Genomic DNA, 20,622 nt, shown 5'->3' on the forward strand with positions numbered 1-20,622 from the left:
ACGGAGCAGGGACAACGGAATGATCGGCAGTATCATCATCAAGGTCGCTTTCGGGGCATCGCTGAGCGCGGTGCTCTTTTATTATTTGGACCACCGGAAGCATTCGGAACGCTTTCTGCTGTTTGCGCGCTCTGCGTATCTGACAGCTGTCGCCGGGATGGTCGGCGCAGCGGGACTCTTGATCTATTTTATCATGACGCATCAGTTTAATTATGCGTATGTCTGGAATTACAGCTCCACCGACCTGCCGGGACCGCTCCTCTTCTCGACCTTTTATGCAGGGCAGGAAGGAAGTTTCTCCCTCTGGGCTTTTTACACCAGCATCGTCGGGCTTGCGTTGATGTGGTACTCATCGCGGAAAGGGTACGAACCGGAACTGATGGTGATTTATTCCGCCATCCTCTCGTTTCTCTTCTTGATGCTCATCCTCAAAAATCCGTTCATGTACATCTGGGACCTTTTCCCGAAAGACCTGATTCACACCGGCCCCGTCCCCTCGAACATCGCCAATTATGTCTGGATCGATCAAGCCAAAGGAATCTGGGCGCAGTATCCGAATGAAGGGAAAGGGCTGAATCCGCTTCTTCAGAATTATTGGATGGTGATTCATCCGCAGGTCCTGTTCATCGGGTTCACTTCAATGTCGGTTCCGTTCGCGTATGCCGTGGCAGGGATGCTGAAACGCGACTATGTGAGCTGGATACGAGTTTCAACTCCGTGGACGGTGTTCGGAGCAATGGTGCTGGGAACGGGAGTCATCATGGGCGGCTTCTGGGCTTATGAGACGCTTGGATGGGGAGGGTACTGGGGATGGGATCCCGTCGAGAATTCTTCGCTCGTGCCGTGGCTTGTGTGCGTTGCCTCGATCCACACTATGTTGTCACAGCGAAGAAGCGGAAGCTTCATCAAGACAAATTTCGTCCTGAGCATATTGTGCTTCATCATGGTGCTGTATTCTACCTTCTTGACCCGAAGCGGCGTACTCGGGGATACCTCCGTACATTCGTTTGTTGAACCGGGAATGATGGTTTATTGGATGCTTCTTGCCGGCCTATTTCTTTTTGCGGCGATCGGATTCGGCCTGTTCTTTGTCCGCATGAAAGAGATGCCGAAGGTCCCCGTTGAACACAGCATCTTGTCGCGCGAATTCGCGCTATTTCTTGGTGCATCGGCCATTGTTTTCGCGGCAATGTTCATTGTCATCGGGACATCGTCCCCTATCATTACCGGCCTTCTGAAGGGAAAAGTCTCGGCGGTCGATTCCTCCTACTATGTCACGACGACTCTTCCGCTGGGAATTTTTATCGCCCTCATGGCCGGCATCGGGCAGCTCCTCTGGTGGAAGAATTCGGACACGGAATCGCTTCTTAAGAGCCTTCGCATTCCAACGTTCCTCGCCCTCATCCTGACGGCGGTTTCCTATTTTATCGGTGCGCATCATGTTACAATGCTGATCTTCATTTTCGCCTCTTCGTTCGCTCTTTTCACGAACATCACTGTTGGATTAAGAATTTTCAAAGGGAACCCGAAAATGGCCGGGGGAGCCATTGCGCATATCGGCTTGGCGTTGATGTTTTTGGGGTTTGTCTCGTCGGCGAAATATGATGATAAAGAGACCATCTCTCTGGAACAGGGAAAGAAAGTCGAGGCGCTCGGTTATTCGATGCGTTATATCGGATACCATCCGATCGAGCGGGGACGGTTTGCGTTTGACGTCGAAGTAGAAAAAGGGGATCAGAAATTCATCGTTGCGCCGGTGATGTTCAACAGCAAGGAGAGCGAAGGATTGATGAGGAATCCGGATATCATCAACCTGATGACGAAAGATTTCTACGTCTCGCCCCTTTCGTTAGAAAGCCCGGATTCGAAGAATGAGCAGGAGTTGACCATCGGGAAAGATGAAGTCCAAAAATTCCAGGACATGTCGATCAGCTATCTCGGATACGCCTTCAACTCATCCCCAGAGAAGGGCAACGTCGTCTCGGTCTCTCTCGATGTTACCCGAAGCAATAAGACATACCACTTGACGCCGGAGATGCACAACGAGAGGGGAAAGGTGAGTTATGTCCCCGCATCGCTGCCGAATACAGATATTTCTTTTACGATCAAAGGGATGGGATTAGGGAACGGCGGAAGGGGAAAATCTTCGATTACCATCATTGTCAGCACGCCGCTGGCTGCGGGGCAGCCTCAGAAGAGCGAAACGTTGATTGTTGAAGCAAGCGTCAAACCGTTCATCAACCTCGTATGGATCGGAACGATAACGCTTGTCGCCGGATTTTTGATTACGATCGTTCGGAGAGCAAGCGAGGCGAGAAGGAATACAACGTGAGAGGTTTATTTGCAGCATTCTGCTAAATTTTCGTACGCTGTCGAATCCCGCTTGACCTTGTCTGCGTCATAACCGGCCCCGCTGATCGCCAGTTCAATCTTATTAACGTCGAGTTTTGCAGCGACAAATTTCACCGTTGCACTCTTTCTCTCAAGATCAATTTCGGAGTTCTCGATGCCGTCGACGGAAGCAAGAGCGGTTGTTATCGTCTTGACGCAGGTCTTGCATTTCAACGTCGGGAGCTGAATTGTTGCAACCGCAATGCTCCCTGTTGATCGTTTTTCCTCCGGCTGTTTTCCGCATCCGACCATCAACACCAACGTCAAACCGATTAAGCGTGTGCTCGTCCTCATATTCTCAATTTCCAATCTTCAACAAGCCTGGTGCTGATTTTAATTTCGCCGTTGACGATCTCGCTTGGGATCGGGTCTGGAGGATACTTCTGGCATGAGCCGCTGACTCCCTCAAGGTTTGAAAAATTCCATCGGGTGCCGCAATTGTCGCACACCAACTCCTTGGATTCAGTATGGAAGCTCTGGGAGTTGCATGGATCGCACATGGCTATCGACGTCACCAGCTTTCCCTGGGGGTTGACGTACGCCATCAATTCAACCTTTTTGGTCTTTCCCTCATACGTGAAACCGACCATTTTCTTCTCGAGTACGTCAGTCAGCGAAATAATGATGAATCCATTCTCAACCCGCGAACGTACCGGGATCATGGTCAGCTTGACGCCGTCGTAGGTTTGCGGACTTGAAACGGTCGGTTGGTTATGGATGACCGGGTGCTCGCCGCCAGGAAGGCTGTTGACAAAAGCGACCCCCATTCCCACGAGCAGCAGAAGGCCGATCGAGGAATAAGCTGCTTTTGCCTTGGAACTCATCCCTTTTCTCCCCTCGACAGTAGCCGTGGAAGGGAGGCCGGTTTTTACGGGTACAGCCGATGCCGACGGCACCGCAACTTTTTCCCCGCAATAAGGACAGAATGATACGCCCTCTTGTAAATCTCTGCCGCACGAAGCGCACTTCATTCAAAGGCTCTCGCTATGAACAGTCGGTTAGTTTGCATACAAAAGAATATTATTTTTGTTCAGATTCCTTTTTGGTATCTGTTTTGTTGCTGCTGTCCTTCTTATCGCTTTTATTGCACTTCATATCGCAGCAGCAGCTTTTCTCCTGATGTTTGTGCTTTGTGGATTTTTTGGCACTGGCATTGGCCGATGAGAATCCGGCGGTTAAGACAAACAGTACGGCAATAACAAGAGCGGAGTATTTTTTCATGGTATCTGCCCTAAAAGTTTAATAGGTGAATAATATCAAACAGAACGCCGTGAAGCAAGGTTAAGTTCCTTCAAAACCGTCCGATGATGCTAATGTTCGGCCATTGGAGCGTCGTGCATCAGGCCTTTCTCTATTTTATGAGATTTCCATAAAAAATAGATGACCGGATAGATCGCAAGCTCCATCAGAACGGATGTTACCACGCCGCCGACCATGGGAGCGGCGATTCTTTTCATAACGTCGGCGCCGGTGCCGTTGCTCCACATGATCGGCAAAAGGCCGGCGATGATGACGGACGCGGTCATGATCTTGGGCCTCACCCGTTTCACGGCTCCATGGTGAATCGCATCCTTGAGGTCCTGCAAGCCTCGCATCTTGCCTTTTTTTGTCCATTCATCGACCGCCTGATCGAGATACAACAGCATCACAACCCCGGTTTCAGCATCCAATCCCGCGAGCGCAATAATGCCGAGCCATACGGCGACGCTGAGATTATATCCGAGGACATAGATGAGCCAGAACGCGCCGACCAACGAGAAGGGGACTGCGAGAAAAACAATTGCGACCTTGACGAAAGAACGCGTATTCAGATATATGATGATGAAGATAATAAAGAGAGTCAGCGGTATAACCAACATGAGACGTTGCTGGGCGTGCTCCATGTATTCATATTCTCCGCTCCATACAATGTTGTATCCGGAAGGGAAGGAAACATTTTGGGAGACGATGCGTTTGGCAGTTTTCACGTACGAGCCGACGTCGACGCCTTTAACGTCGACGTAGACCCACGCATTCGGCCGGGTATTCTCGCTGCGTATAACCATTGGTCCCTTGCTGGTGGTGATCGTTGCAAGCTGAGCCATCGGAACTTGTTCGCCTGTCGGGGCGGCGACGAGGACGCGGTTCAATGCGTCAACGTTATCTCGCAGCTCGCGGCTGTACCGAAGGCTTACAGGGTATCGTTCGAGTCCTTCAACGGTGCTGGTAATGCTCATTCCTCCGATTGCAGTTTGTATGACGCTTTCAATATCTCCGACGGAAATTCCATAGCGAGCCGCTTCTTTGCGGTTGATCTCCACATCGAGATAATTTCCTCCGATGGATCGTTCCGCAAATGCGCTTGAGGTCCCGGGGACAGTGCGCATCACCGATTCGACCTCAATGCCGAGTTTTTGCAATATCGAAAGGTCAGGGCCGGATATTTTAATCCCAACCGGGGTCTTAATCCCGGTACTCAGCATGTCGGTGCGGGTTTTGATCGGCATTGTCCACGCATTAGTTACTCCGGGGAATTGGATGGCGCGGTCCATTTCGTCGATCAGTTTCTGCGTGGTCATTCCTGGAGGCCACGCGGATTCGGGTCTGAGCGTAATGATCGTCTCGATCATGTCGAGCCCTGCCGGGTCGGTCGCTGATTCGGCGCGGCCGATCTTTCCGAAAACATTTTGCACTTCCGGGAACTGCCGGAGGATTTTATCCGTCTGCTGAAGCAGATCGCGTGCTTTTGTGATTGAAATCCCCGGCATCGTCGTCGGCATGTACAGTATGTCCCCCTCGTTCAACGGCGGCATGAATTCCGAACCGATGTGCTCGAAGGGAAAAACCGTCACGCACACAAGAAGCAATGCCGCACCGATGATCCATTTGTTGAACCGGATGACGAACTCGACGACGGGCGTATAGAGTCTGATGAGAAACCGATTGATCGGATTTTGTTCTTCGGGCATGATCTTTCCCCTCACCCAATATCCCATCAGAATCGGAACGATGGTAATCGAGAGGATCGCGGCTGCAGCCATCGAATACGTCTTGGTGAACGCAAGCGGCCGGAATAGCCGGCCTTCCTGATCTTCCAGAGTAAAGACAGGGATGAAAGAAACGGTGATCACGAGAAGTGAATAGAAGAGGGCAGGACCGACTTCCTTTGAAGCATCGGCGATGACATCCCAATGATCGCGCCGTTGTTCCGGGGATTTCTCGTTTTCTCGCTCAAGATGCTTATGCGCATTTTCGATCATGATGATGGCTGCATCGACCATGGCGCCGACGGCAATTGCAATGCCGCCGAGGGACATGATGTTGGCGTTGATTCCCTGCCATTTCATAATGATAAATGAGATCATGATGGCCGTCGGCAGGGTGAAGACGGCTACAAACGCACTGCGCACATGAAGAAGAAAAATGATGCAGACGAGCGCAACGATCATGATCTCCTCAACCAGCTTTTCCTTCAACGTCTCGATCGCCCTCTCAATCAATCCAGAGCGGTCGTACACCGTCGTTATCGTTACGTCAGATGGAAGACCTTGCTTCAATTCATCGAGTTTCTTCTTTACGTTCTCTATTACCTTCAATGCATTCTGGCCGTACCGCATGACCACGATTCCGCCGACCACTTCTCCTTCGCCGTTGCTCTCGGCGAGCCCGCGTCTCATCAACGGACCGATTGCGACATCCGCCACATCCTGAAGATAGACCGGCGTGCCGCTTTTCTTGTCCACTATCAGAGGAATGGTTTTGATGTCCTCAATTGATTTTATGTATCCTAGCCCCCGCACCATGAATTCCGTCTCTCCCATCTCGACAACTTCGCCGCCGACGTCGTTGTTCGAATTCGAAATTGCCGTCTCGACCATTTTGAGCGGAATATTGTATGCAGCCAGCTTGACCGGATCGACGGTGACCTGATATTCCTTGACAAACCCTCCGACGCTCGCAACTTCCGCTACTCCTTCGAGGGAAGAGAGCTGATACTTCAAATACCAATCCTGGTATGAACGGAGCTCTTGCAGCGAGTGTTTATCCGAACAGAGCGTGTATTCGAAGACCCATCCAACACCGGTAGCGTCCGGTCCGAGGGTCGGAACGACATCTTTCGGCAGACGTTTCTGCGCATAGTTCAGGTATTCGAGGACCCGGCTTCGCGCCCAGTAGACATCCGTGCCGTCCTCGAAAATGACATAGACGAGGGAGTATCCAAAGAACGAATAGCCGCGTACAACTTTTGCGCCGGGGACGGAAACCAAAGCTGTGGTCAACGGGTAGGTCACCTGGTCTTCCACGATTCTCGGCGATTGGCCGGCGTAATCGCAGTAGACGATCACTTGGACATCGCTTAAATCAGGAATCGCGTCGATGGGTATGTGCAGCATCGAGTAACATCCAAGACCAATCAGAAAAACGACAGCGAGGATGACAAAGAACTTATTGCGTATCGAGGCGTCAATGATCTTTTGCAGCATATCAATATTCCTTCATGAATGAACTGCAGCCACAGAACTTATTTGGTACCAAACGAAATATACTGCTGCGGCGTGCATTTGAATGTTTCCATGTTGTCAACGCCGCAGAAATAATATTTTTACCCGTTACAGACGAACGAGAGTTCGTCGCTGCCGTCGGCTTGCAATCCACACACGGGATCGACAGCCGGTTGACCGGGCTTTATTATCGCCGTGGAGTTGTTCTTTGACCCATCCGTTGAACTACGCTTGTGATTGATTGCTGTCTCCCGTCTTCTTTGATCTGTATTCTTTCTTTCCCCATCATCCATTCGTGATCCAGACTTCGTCGTATCGCTTTCCTGATGTCCATTCATCGACCGCAGAGCCGCTTTAAGATTGCTCTCCGAGTCGATGAGGAATTGCGATGATGTAACGACACGCTCTCCTTCGTTTACTCCAGAAAGAATTTCTACATACCCCGCAGATTCGACGCCCGTTTTCACGTCCCGCGGAGCAAAATAGCCGCCCCCGAGCGCGACGACAACGACGCTCCGCTCGCCAGAGCGGATGACCGCCCGTTCTGGCACCGCCACGTTTTTGATTTCAACAGGAGACGTGAGATTGATCGACGCGTACATCCCCGGTTTGAGCTTAGTGCCGGCCGGGTTGTGAACTTTGACCCGCACTTTCGCCGTTTTTGTTTCCGTGCCCAGGTAAGGATAAATATAGTCGACGGCCCCGGTGAACGATTTGCCGGGGATATAAGAAAGTTGGATCTCGGCCTTTTGTCCGACTTGTACCCAGGGCAATTCATATTGATAAATATCTGCCAGCACCCAAACTGAGGAAAGGTCTGCAATTTTATAGAGAGTCATCCCTGCCATCACATTTTGTCCCTGAAGCACCATCTCGTCAGTGACCACGCCATCAACGGGGGAGACGATCGTCATTGTTTTCTTCGGCGTGCCTCGCTCTTCCAATGCTTTGATTTCGCTTTCGGGAATATCCCAATACAGAAGGCGTTGTCTGGAGCTTTGGACCAGTTCGTCGGCTTCCTTTCGCGCCTCGGGCACATTCGAGTTCTGCAACTCCTTTTGGTATTGGATGGCCTGAAGATACTCTTGCTGTGTGCCGACAAGCTCCGGGCTGTAAAGGTCCATCAGCGCTTCCCCCTTACGAACCTCCTGGCCGGAATAGTCAACATTCAGATGTTCGACATAGCCCATCACTTTCGTGGAGACCGAATAAACTTTTGTCTCGTCATAATCAATTTTACCTGTTGCGCGAATTGTCCTGGCAAGGCTTCTCGTTTTCACTACTTCTGTGGTCACGCCGATATTCTGCATTGTGACCGGATCGATATGAATCGCGCCCGAATCGGACTCCCCCTCATAGACGGGCACAAGATCCATTCCGCAATCGGGGGCCTTGCCCGGCTTGTCGGAGGTGTACCATGGATGCATCGGATCTTTGTAGTAGGCTATTTTCTTTGATCCGTCGCTTGTCGGAGATCCGGAATACACCGGCACAAAGTCCATTCCATCGGGACCTTTCTTCGGTGTTGGGGACGTATTCCGGGAATTCATCGGGTCTCGGTAGTAAAGAATTTTCCTCCCGTTGGCTGAATCAAATTTATCAGGGGAATGAAAAGCGAGCCAGCCGGCTCCGAGGCCGAGAAGAATGCAAACGCTTGCTGTTATTATGGTATTTCTCATGACGCCAATTTCCTTATTGATAAGTCACTGAATGTTTTCTGAAATGTGAGGAATGTCAAGACCGACCGCTTGTTCCAATTCCGCCTCGCTCGCCATGTAGTTCATCACCGCCATGTGGTAAGCCAATTTTGTCATCAGCTGCATCCGGTAAGCATCGATCACCATCAGGAATTCCGTCTTGCCGGTCTCATATTCGGATAAGGTCGCCTGAAGGGTCTGTTCTGCTTGTGGGATGCTTGTGCTTTTATAAAGGAGCACCAGGTCATAATTCGATTGGACCTTGACCAGTGCGTTCTGAACTTCAAACGAAACCATGTTTTGCATGCTGGCAAGGTCATTCTCGGCCTTGCGCACATGGAGTTCATTCTCCTGAACCTTTGCCGTGTATTTCCCGCTGGACCAAAATGCAAGCGGAATATTAACCCCGATCATCGCATCCCAGAAATCATTCTTCGTATTCGACAAATTTTTGTACGTCACACGCGCCATGATGTCCGGGTAGTACTCCCGCTGGGATTCTGTCAATTCCGCTTTGTTCATTCCGATGTTGAAGTTCATTCCTTTTAATTCAGGACGGTTTTCGAGAGCCAGAGGACGGAGCTGGTCAAATGTCCATCGGGGCTGTGTGATTTCTGCATCAGGGATCCGTCCAAGCGGGGCGTTTGCCTGTCTGCTGAGAATCGTATTGATCATCGATTCGTCGCTCTTTTTTTCTTTTTCGAGAGTAACAGCTTCATTAACGAGGGACGATAGTTCCGTTTGCCCCCGTAAAATGTCCGCCTGCTTTCCCAATCCGACTTCATATTGTTTGCGGGCGATCTCTGTAAATTTCTTCACTAATTCCTGATTCTCTGCATTTACCTGAATTTGACGCTGGACATGGAAGAGTTCGTAATACGCCGATTTCAAGTCGCGGATAATTCGTCTTTCCAATGCTTTGTATTCTTGGCCGGCCATTCCTGCGATGTTTTCAGCAGATTCGCCCATCGAAGAGAGTTTCCCCGGGAAGGGAATCATCTGCTGGATGAAGTAGTCTGTTTCCATCCCGTTTTTTATCGGATCGGGGAATGACTGGATCGGCGTTTGGAAAAACTCGATTCCAACCTGAGGAGCTTCCCACGACGTCGCTTGATCTCTTTTTGTTCCGGCCGCCGCCGTTTCGTTCCTGGCAGCGCGAAGCTGAGGGTTATTTTGCAGTGCTTCAACGACAAGATCGTCCAGATTGAGAAGTGTCAGATCTTGTGCTTGTACTATGCCCACGACCACGAGGCAAAGCGGGGCAATAGCTTTTCTGATGCATCGATGCATTCGGGAACTCCTTTTTTCCGTTATTGTAGTACAATCGCTTCTTCACCGACATCCCTGAAGAGCGAACTCAAGCGCGGAGAAAGATAAACAGTGCAGGGTTGTATCCGAGCCCGCGCTCCGAATAACCTTACACTAGACGGAAGTTCCGGTTAAATGAGAAATGTGGAATTGAGAATGCACTTCTCTCCGAAAAATGGAGAGAAATGAGAATGGATGGGAAGAGACTGGAGAGATGATCTTGAAGGAGCATCGGAAAAAATTGACCGCAAAAAAAGTGGAGCCGGAGAACTAGTGCCTGCAGAGTGTGTTCTGCTTTCTTTTTCAACAACAGCGGAGAGGTTGGCCAGTCCCCCCGCTAGTGATGAAAAATGACAGTCGGCCGGATTCCCAACTATTGCCACTTCTCCGCTGCGATTCTTTGAAGTCCCATGTCCGGCGTCTTTAGCGCAGCATTCCATCGCATGCGACGACTTCATGGTGCATTGGCGAACAACCGCGGTAAAACCTGAGTTGGCCAGAATGAACAGGGCGAGAAATATCCGGCAGATAAAAATATTATGTTTGGAAACAATAGCCATAGCTGCAATTGAATTCTTCAACAATCATGCCATTGGAGAGGTTCCTAATTCGGCAAAAACTGAGCTTTTGAGTCCGAAATTACGAACCTTTCCATTGGGTTTTGCAGGAATGCAAACCACTTTACGCTGTCTCAAACCTTAAGGCTAAAGAACGAATCGATCCCAACCGGCTCTACGGAAAAAAAGGGTTCGCCATACGCGGCATTAATAAGGCTTCCAAAGTGCATGTCCCGGGCTTTGATGGATTCGAGGAACAATTTGGACGATAACAGCGTCTCCCGTTCTTTGCTGTGAGGGTTGTAAAATTGTGATTCAAACGACGACAGCGCTTTTGTTTTTGTTTCATAGACATCTGAAACGTCGACGATGAACGACGGCGCAAACTCGTACTTCTGCATGTAGTGATAACATTTCTTGGGGCGGAATGGCTCCTGCTTTTTTCCGTTTGATCTTGTCGGGATTTTTTCGAGGCCGGCAAGAAACCATGCCTCACGGCAGAGTCTGTTGGCGTGTTCGTGGTCCGGGTGCCGTTCGAGCCAGTGGGGGAAGATGACGACTGTTGGCTGAACGGTGCGAAGGATCTCTATCACTTCAGTGATATTTTTCCGATTGACCTCGATGTTGCCATCCGGTATCCTGAGATTCTCCCTGAATTCAACGCCGAGAATTTCTGCCGACCTTGCGGCCTCCTGCTTTCGAAGTGATTTTGACCCACGCGTTCCGAGTTCGCCCTGGGTCAAATCCAGAATAGCGACCTTTTTGCCCGCTTTGACAAGCTTGGCAATCGTTGCAGCGCACGCCAGTTCAACATCATCGGGATGAGCGCCAATTGCTAAAACATCGAGTTTCATGTTCCCTCTGGTGCCTATCAATATACATAAAGATGCGGTCTGGCGCAAAAGAAGGGAGGGGTGTTCGGATGAGATATTCTCAGCGCATTTTTGAGCATGATAAAAGCGCTCACCGAGATCCGTTCGGCATTTTTGAAATTCCAACAATAAAAGCTATATTCTCAATATGCCTGCAGAAAAAAATATCGTGTCGGTTACCGAAATTACCCGCCGGATCAAAGGGGTTCTTGAAAAGGGTTTTAGTGAGATTTGGGTGCAGGGGGAAATCTCCAATTGCAAGCTTCATTCTTCCGGCCATATGTATTTTACGCTGAAGGATGAGGGAGCGCAGTTATCTGCCGTCATGTGGCGCAGCCGGGTCGCGCAAATGCTCTTTCGTCCGGCCGATGGAATGAAGGTCATCGTTCGCGGCAATATTACCGTGTACGAACCGAGGGGAAATTATCAGATCGATTGCCTCCAACTTCAGCCTCTCGGCACGGGGGAATTACAACTTGCCTTCGACCGCCTTAAACAGAAGCTCCAAGCGGAAGGACTGTTTGCTGAGGATCATAAGAAGCCCCTTCCTCCGTATCCGCAGAAGATTGGGATTATAACGTCGCCGACGGGGGCCGCCATTCAGGATATTTTGAATGTTTTATCGCGCAGGTTTCCGGCCCTAGAAGTTATTGTCGTGCCGGTGAAAGTGCAAGGCATCGGTGCCGCTGATGAAATTGCGCAGGCAGTTCGAGACCTCAATGCGTTGCCGGATATCGATGTCATGATTGTCGGACGGGGAGGCGGATCGCTTGAAGATCTATGGGCGTTCAACGAGGAGGTCGTCGCACGCGCCATCTACGCATCCCGTATTCCGGTCATCAGTGCGGTCGGGCATGAGGTGGACTTCAGCATGAGCGATTTCGTCGCCGACCTGCGCGCGCCCACTCCTTCAGCCGCCGCTGAAATGGTGGTGAAAGACCGGAATGAGATTATTGATATTCTACGTAATTTTTCCTATACTATTCAAAATCTGACGGCAAGCAGGATTCAATCAGCGAAAGAAAGAATCCAATCCCTTCTCGGAAGCTATTCTTTCAATAAACCGCTCGATATGTTCCGCCAGCGCGGACAGCTTGTCGATGATTTGGAACATCGGCTTCACCGGAGCGTTGAGCACCGATTGGGGATGGTGCGGCAGCAAGCGGAATCGTTTGCCAAGCGGATTCAATCGATGGACCCCCAATTGGCGCTCAAACGCGGATACACGATGGTGCTCCGCAACGGGAAGATCGTTCCAGCCGCGTCGCGGGTCTCGGAAAAAGACCGCATCACGGTTCGGTTTTTTGACGGTGACGCTGAATCGATAGTCGAATCAGTTCAGAAAAAGAAATGAAGAATGCGATGGCTTCTGCGAAGAAAGAGGGCGCGAAACGGACATTTGAGCAGTCTCTTGACCGGTTGGAGAAGATTGTCGATTCGTTAGAGCGGGGGGAAACACCGCTCGAAAACGCTATCGAGTTGTATGAAGAAGGAATCGCGTTGTCCAAAGAGTGCATGGAGACACTGTCAAAAGCGGAGCTGAAGATCAAGAAGCTCAGCAAAGACATGAACAATAAGATCGAGTTGATGGATTTTGAATAGACGAAACGCACATGGTAGAAACCGAAACAAAATTTTTTCATAAGATCGATACCCCGCACGATCTGCGGCAGCTTGAAGTGAAAGATCTCCGGACTCTTTCGAAAGAGATCAGAGATTTCCTGGTCGATTCGATCTCAAAAACCGGCGGACATCTCGGGGCAGGGCTGGGAGCGGTCGAGCTTGCCGTTGCCCTACATTATGTTTTTGATACGCCGAAGGACAAGCTGGTGTGGGATGTCGGCCATCAAGCGTACCCGCATAAGATCATCACCGGAAGAAAAAGCCGTTTTCATACGATCCGCCAGCTTCATGGCATCAGCGGATTTCTTAAACGAAGCGAGAGCGAGTACGACACGTTCGGCGCCGGTCACGCGAGCACGGCCATCTCTGCGGCTCTCGGCATAGCGACGGCGCGCGATTTCAAGCATGAACACTATAAAGTTGTTGCCATCGTCGGCGATGGATCGTTGACCGGCGGCATGGCGTATGAGGCGATGAACAACGCCGGCTTGCTCAAGAAGGACATGATCGTTGTTCTCAATGATAATCGGATGGTCTCACTCTCTTCGGTTGCGCCGAATCTCTGGTCGTTCCATAATTACTTTGCCGAAGTGTTGACTCATCCGAGCTATAACAAATTTAAGGCGAATGTCTGGGACTTGACCGGGAAACTGGACACCTTTGGCGACCGTCTTCGCTCGGTCGCTCAGAATGTTGAAAAAGGGTTGAAAGCGGTGATAACGCCGGGAATGTTGTTCGAGGCGCTTGGTTTTCGGTACTTCGGCCCCTTCAACGGGCATAATGTTGTCAAGCTGGTTGAAATTTTCCGGCATGTCAAGAACCTGAAGGGTCCGATCCTTATTCACACGATTACCGAAAAAGGAAAGGGATACGGACCTGCCGAGAAAGAGGCGACACGGCTCCATGGTGTAACGCCGTTCGATAAGGTCACGGGAATCTCTCCGAAAAACCCGAATGCTCCGCCGGCATTCACGTCAGTCTTCGGAGATGCGCTTGTCGAAGTGTGCCGGCAAAATGAAAAAGTCGTCGGCGTTACTGCTGCGATGCCCGATGGCACGGGTTTGACGGCACTGCAGAAGGCGATGCCCGAGCGGTTTTTTGACGTTGGGATCGCGGAGCAGCACGCGGTGACATTTGCGGCCGGACTTGCGACCGAGGGGTATATTCCTGTCACGGCAATTTATTCAACATTCCTGCAAAGAGCGTACGATCAGATCATTCATGACGTCGCGCTTCAGAATCTTCATGTGGTTTTTGTCCTCGATAGGGGGGGGTTGGTCGGAGCTGACGGTCCCACGCACCATGGCGCGTTTGATCTGTCGTACCTCCGGTGTATTCCTGGCATGGTAGTGATGGCTCCAAAGGACGAAAACGAGTTGAGGGATATGCTGTTCACCGCCGTCGAACATCGCGGCGGGCCGATCGCGTTGAGATATCCGCGCGGGAACGCGTTTGGATTTCCTTTGAAAAAGGAATTTGAAAGAATCGAAATCGGCAAGGGAGAAATATTGCGCACGGGCAACGATGTTGCGATATTGACTCTCGGAACCATGGTCTACAATTCTCTCTCGGCGGCCGACCTCCTGGCTAAAGAGGGTATCTTGGCAGAAGTCGTGAACATGCGTTTTGTAAAGCCGATAGACCGGAAGCTGCTTGAACGGTTGGTGGAGAAATTTGACCGAATTGTGACGGTCGAAGAGAACACGATGCAGGGGGGATTCGGCGCGGCGGTTCTCGAGACCCTTGCTTCCATGAATCACAGAAACGTCAGCGTGCACGTTCACGGCATCCCCGATGATTTTATCGAGCATGGAACGCCGAATGAACTCTACCAGATCGTAAAGCTTGATCCGCGCGGGATCGCAGGGGTCGTCAAAGAATTTTGCGAAGCTCATCCTTCGCACAACAGAACTACAGAACGCCGGGCGTTGTAGTTCATATTCGCTTATTGATATCGCCAACAATGGAAAAAGCTAAAATCGGTATTGTTGGATTGGGTTGGATCGCACAGGTTTTTCATCTTCCTATCCTTACCAAAATCTCCGACGCGACGGTCCCGTGTGTATGTGACAAAGACAGGTCGCGTGCCCGCGCTCTTGCCGAGAAATTCGGCATCAAACGCTATTATTCCGATGTGCAGGAAATGCTCCAGACGGAAGAACTCGATGCGGTCGATATTTGCACCACGACGAACGCCCACAAAGATATTGCGATCGCCTGTCTTGAAGCAAAGAAGGATATTTTCGTCGAAAAACCGATCGCCCGAAAATATCTGGAAGCGGTTGCGATCGCCGAGGCCGCCAAGAAGGCAAAAAAGAAGGTCATGGTCGGGATGAATAATCGCTTTCGGCCTGATACCATGATTTTGCGCAGTTTTATCGAGAATAATGATCTGGGAGAAGTGTTCTACGTAAAAGCCGGCTGGCTCAAGAAGCTTACCGATCAGAGCAGCTGGATGGGACATAAAGACAAATCAGGGGGCGGCGTTTTTCTCGACCTCGGGATCGTTATGCTCGACCTTGCGTTATGGATGACCGGATATCCGGAGGTCAAACGGGTAAATTCTTCGACATATTCTCACGCTACTCCCGGCGTCGAAGATTCTGCGTCTGTGTTTTTATTCATGAAGAACGGAGCAACGATCACCATCGAGGTAAGTTGGAGCTTTTATATCGAGAATGAGCTTTTTTATTGCAACATTTACGGCGATAAGGGGAGCGCAAAGCTCAATCCGTTGAAGATCCATCGCGAAATGCATGGAAGCATCGTCAACGTCACGCCGGGCAAGATCGACGACATCCAGAATCTTTTCCGGCGCTCGTACGAAAATGAGTTGAAGCACTTTATCGGCGCCGTGCGGGGCATCCACCAAATCATCTCGACCGCGGACGAAGCGGTCCTCCGGATGAGGATTGTCGACGCGATCTACAGCTCTGCGGCGAAAGGAAAAGAAATCTATTTTAAGTAAGCCGGTTCAAAAAATCATGAGGACATCATGGAGCGTCGCAAGCGAGTCTGTGATGTCTCTTTTATTTCATGGCGGGATGATGCATGAGCCGGAGTGACGATGAAAAATGGATGCGGCGGTGTTTTGCGCTCGCGGCGAAAGGGATAGGAAGGGTAAGTCCGAATCCCCTTGTCGGCGCTGTCATCGTTCGAAGCGGAAAACTGCTTGGGCAAGGTTATCATCAGAAAGTCGGCGGTGCGCACGCCGAAGTGAACGCACTTAACGATGCCCGAAGAAGACATTCCGACGTTCGAGGCGCGACGCTTTATGTGAATCTCGAACCGTGCGCACACTACGGAAAAACCCCGCCGTGTGCGGACGCGATCGTCCGGGCAGGCATTGGAAAAGTCGTTGCTGCGATGAAAGATCCAAACCCCCTTGTCGCGGGGAAAGGTTTTGTCATCCTTCGCATGGCTGGGATAAAACTGAGGATTGGTATTCTGAAGAATGATGCGCACATCCTCAACGAAAAATTTATGAAGTACATCACAACGGGTTCGCCCTTTGTGGCCTTGAAAGCCGCACAAACAAAGGACGGATTTATCGCCCGCGAGGATGGAAGTTCAAGATGGATATCGTCAAAAGCGTCACGCAGGTTTGTTCATCAACTTCGCGCCGAATATGATGCAGTTGTTGTCGGAGCGCGGACAGCGGCCGTTGATGATCCGAAACTGACCGTCCGCACCGTTAACGGAAGGAATCCATTGAGGGTGTTGATCGACGGAAATCTCAGTGCTCCGGTCGACGCAGCGATATTCAGCGACAAAGATAGACAACGGACGATCGTCTTCTTTGGAAGAGGGAAAAAAGAGAAGGTGAAAATTCTGAAGGCCAAGGGGGTTCAATTGGTTCCGATGAAAAGCAGGAATGGCAGGATTGAGGTTAGGGACGTCCTATCGAAGGCAGCGGAGAGAGGGATAGCATCGCTCCTTGTGGAGGGGGGGCAATCAATCTATCGGCAATTTTTGGCGGCGCGGAAGGCAGACAAAATATATCTCTTTACTTCCCCCCAAAAGTTTCATCAGGGGCTTTTAACCTTTGGCCGTACTGTACCCCGTTTCAAGATAAGGCGAAAGCAAATACGTACTATAGGAGGGGATGTCCTTACAGAAGGATACCTTTCCTATTAACATCAATGACCAATGAAGGTAATTTGAATAATCATGTTTACAGGAATTGTTGAAGAGATCGGCAAAGTTGTCTCGGTGAGGAACAGGCGTGATGGAATGCAGTTTGATATCGAGGCGAAGAAAGTGTCGTCCGGGCTGAAGGTCGACAACAGCATCGCTGTCAATGGGACATGTTTAACGATAGTGCGGCGGAAGAAAAAAGTCCTTACATTCGACGCAGTAAAGGAAACGTTAACGAAAACCAGCTTGGGATCGCTGCATGTAGGCAGCAGCGTCAATCTTGAGCGGGCCGTATCGCTGAACCAGCGGCTGGGAGGGCACCTTGTTCAGGGGCACGTGGACACCACAGGAATCGTCATGAAGCGGACTGTGTTGAAGGCAAGTTGGATGTTTGCTGTACGTTTTCCGAAGAAATTTCGGAGATACCTTATTCCGGTGGGGTCGATTTCCGTTGACGGGGTAAGTTTGACGGTCGCTCGTTTGCATGCGGACAACTTTGAAGTAGCCATCATACCGTACACTTATGAACACACCATTTTCCATGACTACCGGGAAGGGACAAAAGTCAACCTCGAATTCGATCTTGTAGGAAAGTACATCGACTCTTTGCTTTGCAGGAATTGATTCGGCTGGCACTTTTTGTCATACAGAGTATATTCCGATAAACGAACATGAAAGATATTTTTCGGTCGAAGGTAACAAGGATTGTTCTATGGATCGCAGGCGGACTTTTGTCCGTTGTGCTTGTACTGGATAACGTTATTCTCCCCTGGTATGTGAATCATGGCGGGACGCTGAGCGTTCCGGACGTCGTCGGTATGCCTGAAGCAGATGCCTTTCGCGTTATTGATTCATTGAACCTGGAAGCGAGGCAGGGCGATGTCCATCCGGACAAAGACTATCCGGAAGGCTATGTCGTCGGACAGAACCCTGCGCCGTCTCAGCTTGTGAAACCGCGCCGGCGTGTCTACCTCACGATCAGCGGGGGAGAGCAGCTTGCGGTCGTACCCGATCTGAAGGGGCGCTCGGTGCGCGATACGAAGTTTGCTCTGGACCGAGTCGGGCTGAAGCTCGGGGCGGTCGTCAGGCAAATTTCAAAAGAATTCCCCGAGGGAACAATCATATCACAGGATGTGGTCCCAGGAGCGAAAGTGAAACGAGGGTTGTATATCGGTGTGACCGAAAGTACCGGAGAATCAATGGACAGCCTTGTTGTCCCGACCGTCATCGGCAAAACTCTGGCTGACGCTCAGAAGATCTTGGCTCTGAAGGGGTTCAAAGCAGGGACGATTACTTATCAGCCGAACGCCGACCTCCTGCCGAATACGGTCATTGGCCAGCTGCCGCGCGCTGGCGATATTTCCGGGTTCGGAAAGCCGATCGATCTTTTTGTCGCACAGGCACCCGAGAAAAAAGGATATGTCCCGGAACACTAGGTCCATGGAATCAAAAAAGCATTCGGTACTGATCGCGCCTTCGATTCTTGCGGCGGACTTTGCAAACCTTGCCAAAGAGGTCGCGCTGGCGGAAAAAGGGGGAGCGGACCTTCTTCATCTCGACATCATGGACGGTCACTTCGTTCCCAACATCAGTTTCGGTCCTGGCGTCGTGAAAACCGTCCATGCCTTGACGCCCCTTCCCCTTGATACCCATCTTATGATCGCCAACCCCGATCCCTATCTGGAAGTATTTCAACAGGCGGGAACAACGCGCCTCACCGTCCATGTGGAAGTGTGCAAGGATTTGAAGCGAACGGTCTCGACGATCCGGCAGCTCGGAATGAAGCCGGGGGTTTGTTTAAATCCGGCAACGCCCCTTTCAGCGCTGGAGGAGATATTGCCTGAAGCCGATTTGGTCCTCATCATGTCTGTGAACCCCGGATTCGGCGGACAAAAATTTCTTCCGCAGACCTTTCAAAAGATCCGAGACCTGAAACATATTATCTCATCACAGGGATTGCATCCGCTTATTGAAGTCGATGGAGGAATTGATGTGGAGAACGCTCCGCTCCTTATTGATGCGGGGGCGGATGTCTTGGTATCCGGCACGGCCATATTCAAATCAAAAAATATAGGCCGGGCCATCAGGAACCTGAGAGGGATCCCTGAACGATGATGTAAAAAAACAGATCCACCCTGAAGCCTGGCTTCTCCCAACAAAAAGCCCCGTCATTCACTGACGGGGCTTTTTGTTCTATGGCAGGCGAAGATTTCTACCTTATTAAATAAAGATATTTGTCAAAAAACATTAAAAATGACTTGACAAATGAAAAATATGCATTATATTATAATGTCGCGATGCTTGAGCGGAATGCTGCCGTGAGGGGAGGGCGGCTTCCGCTGGTCCACCGGACGCGCACTGTAGGGCGCAGGCGGATATGGCGAGCATGCATTTATTGCCATCCCTTTAACGACACGGAGATGCCTATGAGTCAATATCGCTCGACCTAGTTTTGCAAAAAGAATACTTTTTTCACATCGTAAAAATAAATGAAAAAGATCGAGGCTATCATACGACCGCATAAGCTGGAGGAAGTTCGGGAAGCGCTGCATGACAACGGTATTCACGGGATGACAATAACCGAAGTTAAAGGGGTCGGCAGACAAAAAGGACATGCCGAAGTCTACCGTGGGTCCGAGTATAAAATTGATTTTTTGCCGAAAATCAAGCTTGAGATTGTCGTGCCTGATAAGAAACTCGATGAGGCGGTTTCGCTCATCGTTAAAGCTTCAAAGACGGGGAATGTGGGAGACGGGAAGGTCTTTGTTACTCCTGTCGATGAATCGATTCGCATCCGGACAGAAGAAGGAGGAGATGATGCGCTCTGATGCTGGCTTTCTTGCATTCGATATCACAGCAATGCACTTATTTTAATCACATCGAAAAGGACTAGCTCATGAAACAGATCTATTTTCTCTCTGCGGCTTTGACATTAATCGGAAGCATTTCATTCGCCGCCGACAGCACATCAGCAGCGCCGGCGCCGGCCCCGATCACCTGGAGCGGGTTCGTCGACGCGTATTACAGCAAGAATTTCAACAGTCCTGCAACAGAGACGAACCAGTTGCGCAACTTCGACATCCAGGAGAACCAGTTCACGCTCTCCCTGGCCGAACTCGTCATCCAGAAGGCGGCCTCGCCGGTCGGCTTCCGCTTCGACCTCGACTTCGGCCCCACGAACGACCTTGTCCAGGGGGGAAACGGCAGCACGCTCAACGTCCTTCAACAGGGCTACCTCACCGCCGTCCTTCCGATCGGCCAGGGGCTGACGGTCGATGTGGGGAAGTTCGTGACCCATATGGGGAATGAGGTGATCGAATCGAAGGATAACTGGAACTACAGCCGGTCGTTCCTCTTTGCTTATGCGATTCCGTATTACCATACGGGGATCCGCTTGACCTATCCGGTCTCGACAGCCTTAAGCGCGACCGTTCATGTGCTCAACGGCTGGAACTCGACCATCGACAACAACCATTCCCAGACGCTCGGATTGACGCTGAACTATACGGCTTCCTCGAGCACGAGCATCGTCTTTAACGGTATCAGCGGGTTTGAA

At 50.7% G+C, this 20,622-nt stretch carries 19 protein-coding genes; 11 read left to right on the plus strand and 8 right to left on the minus strand.

The features are described 5' to 3' along the window. The first annotated feature begins 19 nt into the window (after window positions 1-19). Window positions 20-2,332: a cytochrome c-type biogenesis CcmF C-terminal domain-containing protein gene (locus VMF88_11430; GenBank protein ID HTY11669.1), complete on the plus strand. Its 2,313-nt coding sequence runs from the start codon at window positions 20-22 to the stop codon at window positions 2,330-2,332. A 5-nt stretch (window positions 2,333-2,337) separates the two neighbouring features. Here the strand turns inward: VMF88_11430 and VMF88_11435 are convergent, their stop codons facing one another. The 8 genes from VMF88_11435 to bshB1 form a co-directional block, all read right to left on the minus strand. Further along, on the minus strand, window positions 2,338-2,685 hold the full coding sequence (locus VMF88_11435) for a heavy-metal-associated domain-containing protein (protein ID HTY11670.1): 348 nt from the start codon (window positions 2,683-2,685) through the stop codon (window positions 2,338-2,340). Then, entirely contained in the window at window positions 2,682-3,215 is a 534-nt protein-coding gene (locus tag VMF88_11440; GenBank protein ID HTY11671.1) for a Fe-S-containing protein, read from the minus strand. The genes VMF88_11435 and VMF88_11440 overlap by 4 nt, the downstream gene beginning before the upstream one ends. Window positions 3,216-3,411: 196 nt before the next feature. Next, complete coding sequence (locus tag VMF88_11445; GenBank protein ID HTY11672.1) at window positions 3,412-3,612, minus strand: hypothetical protein; 201 nt, start codon at window positions 3,610-3,612, stop codon at window positions 3,412-3,414. Window positions 3,613-3,701: 89 nt separating this feature from the next. After that, window positions 3,702-6,854 carry a CusA/CzcA family heavy metal efflux RND transporter gene (locus tag VMF88_11450; GenBank protein ID HTY11673.1) on the minus strand — a complete coding sequence of 1,051 codons (3,153 nt, stop codon included), beginning with the start codon at window positions 6,852-6,854 and terminating at the stop codon, window positions 3,702-3,704. Between the two features lie 119 nt (window positions 6,855-6,973). Continuing rightward, on the minus strand, window positions 6,974-8,551 hold the full coding sequence (locus VMF88_11455) for an efflux RND transporter periplasmic adaptor subunit (GenBank protein ID HTY11674.1): 1,578 nt from the start codon (window positions 8,549-8,551) through the stop codon (window positions 6,974-6,976). A 24-nt stretch (window positions 8,552-8,575) separates the two neighbouring features. After that, the gene (locus tag VMF88_11460; protein HTY11675.1) at window positions 8,576-9,859 is read right to left on the minus strand and encodes a TolC family protein; all 1,284 of its coding nucleotides are present in this window, start codon (window positions 9,857-9,859) and stop codon (window positions 8,576-8,578) included. 149 nt (window positions 9,860-10,008) lie between these two features. Beyond that, complete coding sequence (locus tag VMF88_11465) at window positions 10,009-10,458, minus strand: hypothetical protein (GenBank protein HTY11676.1); 450 nt, start codon at window positions 10,456-10,458, stop codon at window positions 10,009-10,011. Between the two features lie 110 nt (window positions 10,459-10,568). Continuing rightward, complete coding sequence (gene bshB1, locus VMF88_11470) at window positions 10,569-11,288, minus strand: bacillithiol biosynthesis deacetylase BshB1 (GenBank protein HTY11677.1); 720 nt, start codon at window positions 11,286-11,288, stop codon at window positions 10,569-10,571. 166 nt (window positions 11,289-11,454) lie between these two features. Between bshB1 and xseA the strand changes: the two genes are divergently transcribed. The 10 genes from xseA to VMF88_11520 all read left to right on the plus strand — a co-directional run. Next, entirely contained in the window at window positions 11,455-12,660 is a 1,206-nt protein-coding gene (xseA, locus tag VMF88_11475) for an exodeoxyribonuclease VII large subunit (GenBank protein ID HTY11678.1), read from the plus strand. After that, window positions 12,657-12,908: an exodeoxyribonuclease VII small subunit gene (locus tag VMF88_11480; GenBank protein ID HTY11679.1), complete on the plus strand. Its 252-nt coding sequence runs from the start codon at window positions 12,657-12,659 to the stop codon at window positions 12,906-12,908. Before xseA ends, VMF88_11480 begins: the two co-directional genes overlap by 4 nt. Before the next feature lie 11 nt (window positions 12,909-12,919). Beyond that, window positions 12,920-14,863, plus strand: a complete 1,944-nt coding sequence (gene dxs, locus VMF88_11485) for a 1-deoxy-D-xylulose-5-phosphate synthase (GenBank protein ID HTY11680.1) — start codon at window positions 12,920-12,922, stop codon at window positions 14,861-14,863. Window positions 14,864-14,892: 29 nt separating this feature from the next. Next, window positions 14,893-15,897: a Gfo/Idh/MocA family oxidoreductase gene (locus VMF88_11490; GenBank protein ID HTY11681.1), complete on the plus strand. Its 1,005-nt coding sequence runs from the start codon at window positions 14,893-14,895 to the stop codon at window positions 15,895-15,897. An 83-nt stretch (window positions 15,898-15,980) separates the two neighbouring features. After that, window positions 15,981-17,066, plus strand: coding sequence for a bifunctional diaminohydroxyphosphoribosylaminopyrimidine deaminase/5-amino-6-(5-phosphoribosylamino)uracil reductase RibD (gene ribD / locus VMF88_11495; protein ID HTY11682.1), 1,086 nt, complete (start codon window positions 15,981-15,983; stop codon window positions 17,064-17,066). Window positions 17,067-17,099: 33 nt separating this feature from the next. Then, window positions 17,100-17,690 (plus strand): riboflavin synthase, encoded by a 591-nt coding sequence (locus VMF88_11500; GenBank protein HTY11683.1) that lies wholly within the window; start codon window positions 17,100-17,102, stop codon window positions 17,688-17,690. A gap of 47 nt (window positions 17,691-17,737) precedes the next feature. Then, window positions 17,738-18,502, plus strand: coding sequence for a PASTA domain-containing protein (locus VMF88_11505; GenBank protein ID HTY11684.1), 765 nt, complete (start codon window positions 17,738-17,740; stop codon window positions 18,500-18,502). A gap of 4 nt (window positions 18,503-18,506) precedes the next feature. After that, entirely contained in the window at window positions 18,507-19,181 is a 675-nt protein-coding gene (gene rpe, locus VMF88_11510; GenBank protein HTY11685.1) for a ribulose-phosphate 3-epimerase, read from the plus strand. A 374-nt stretch (window positions 19,182-19,555) separates the two neighbouring features. Further along, on the plus strand, window positions 19,556-19,894 hold the full coding sequence (locus tag VMF88_11515) for a P-II family nitrogen regulator (GenBank protein HTY11686.1): 339 nt from the start codon (window positions 19,556-19,558) through the stop codon (window positions 19,892-19,894). 68 nt (window positions 19,895-19,962) lie between these two features. Then, the coding region (locus VMF88_11520) for an outer membrane beta-barrel protein (protein HTY11687.1) at window positions 19,963-20,622 on the plus strand (660 nt) is incomplete at its 3' end.

It is taken from the genome of Bacteroidota bacterium (assembly GCA_035506275.1).
Lineage (GTDB): Bacteria > Bacteroidota > Ignavibacteria > UBA10030 > UBA8401 > JAGVPT01.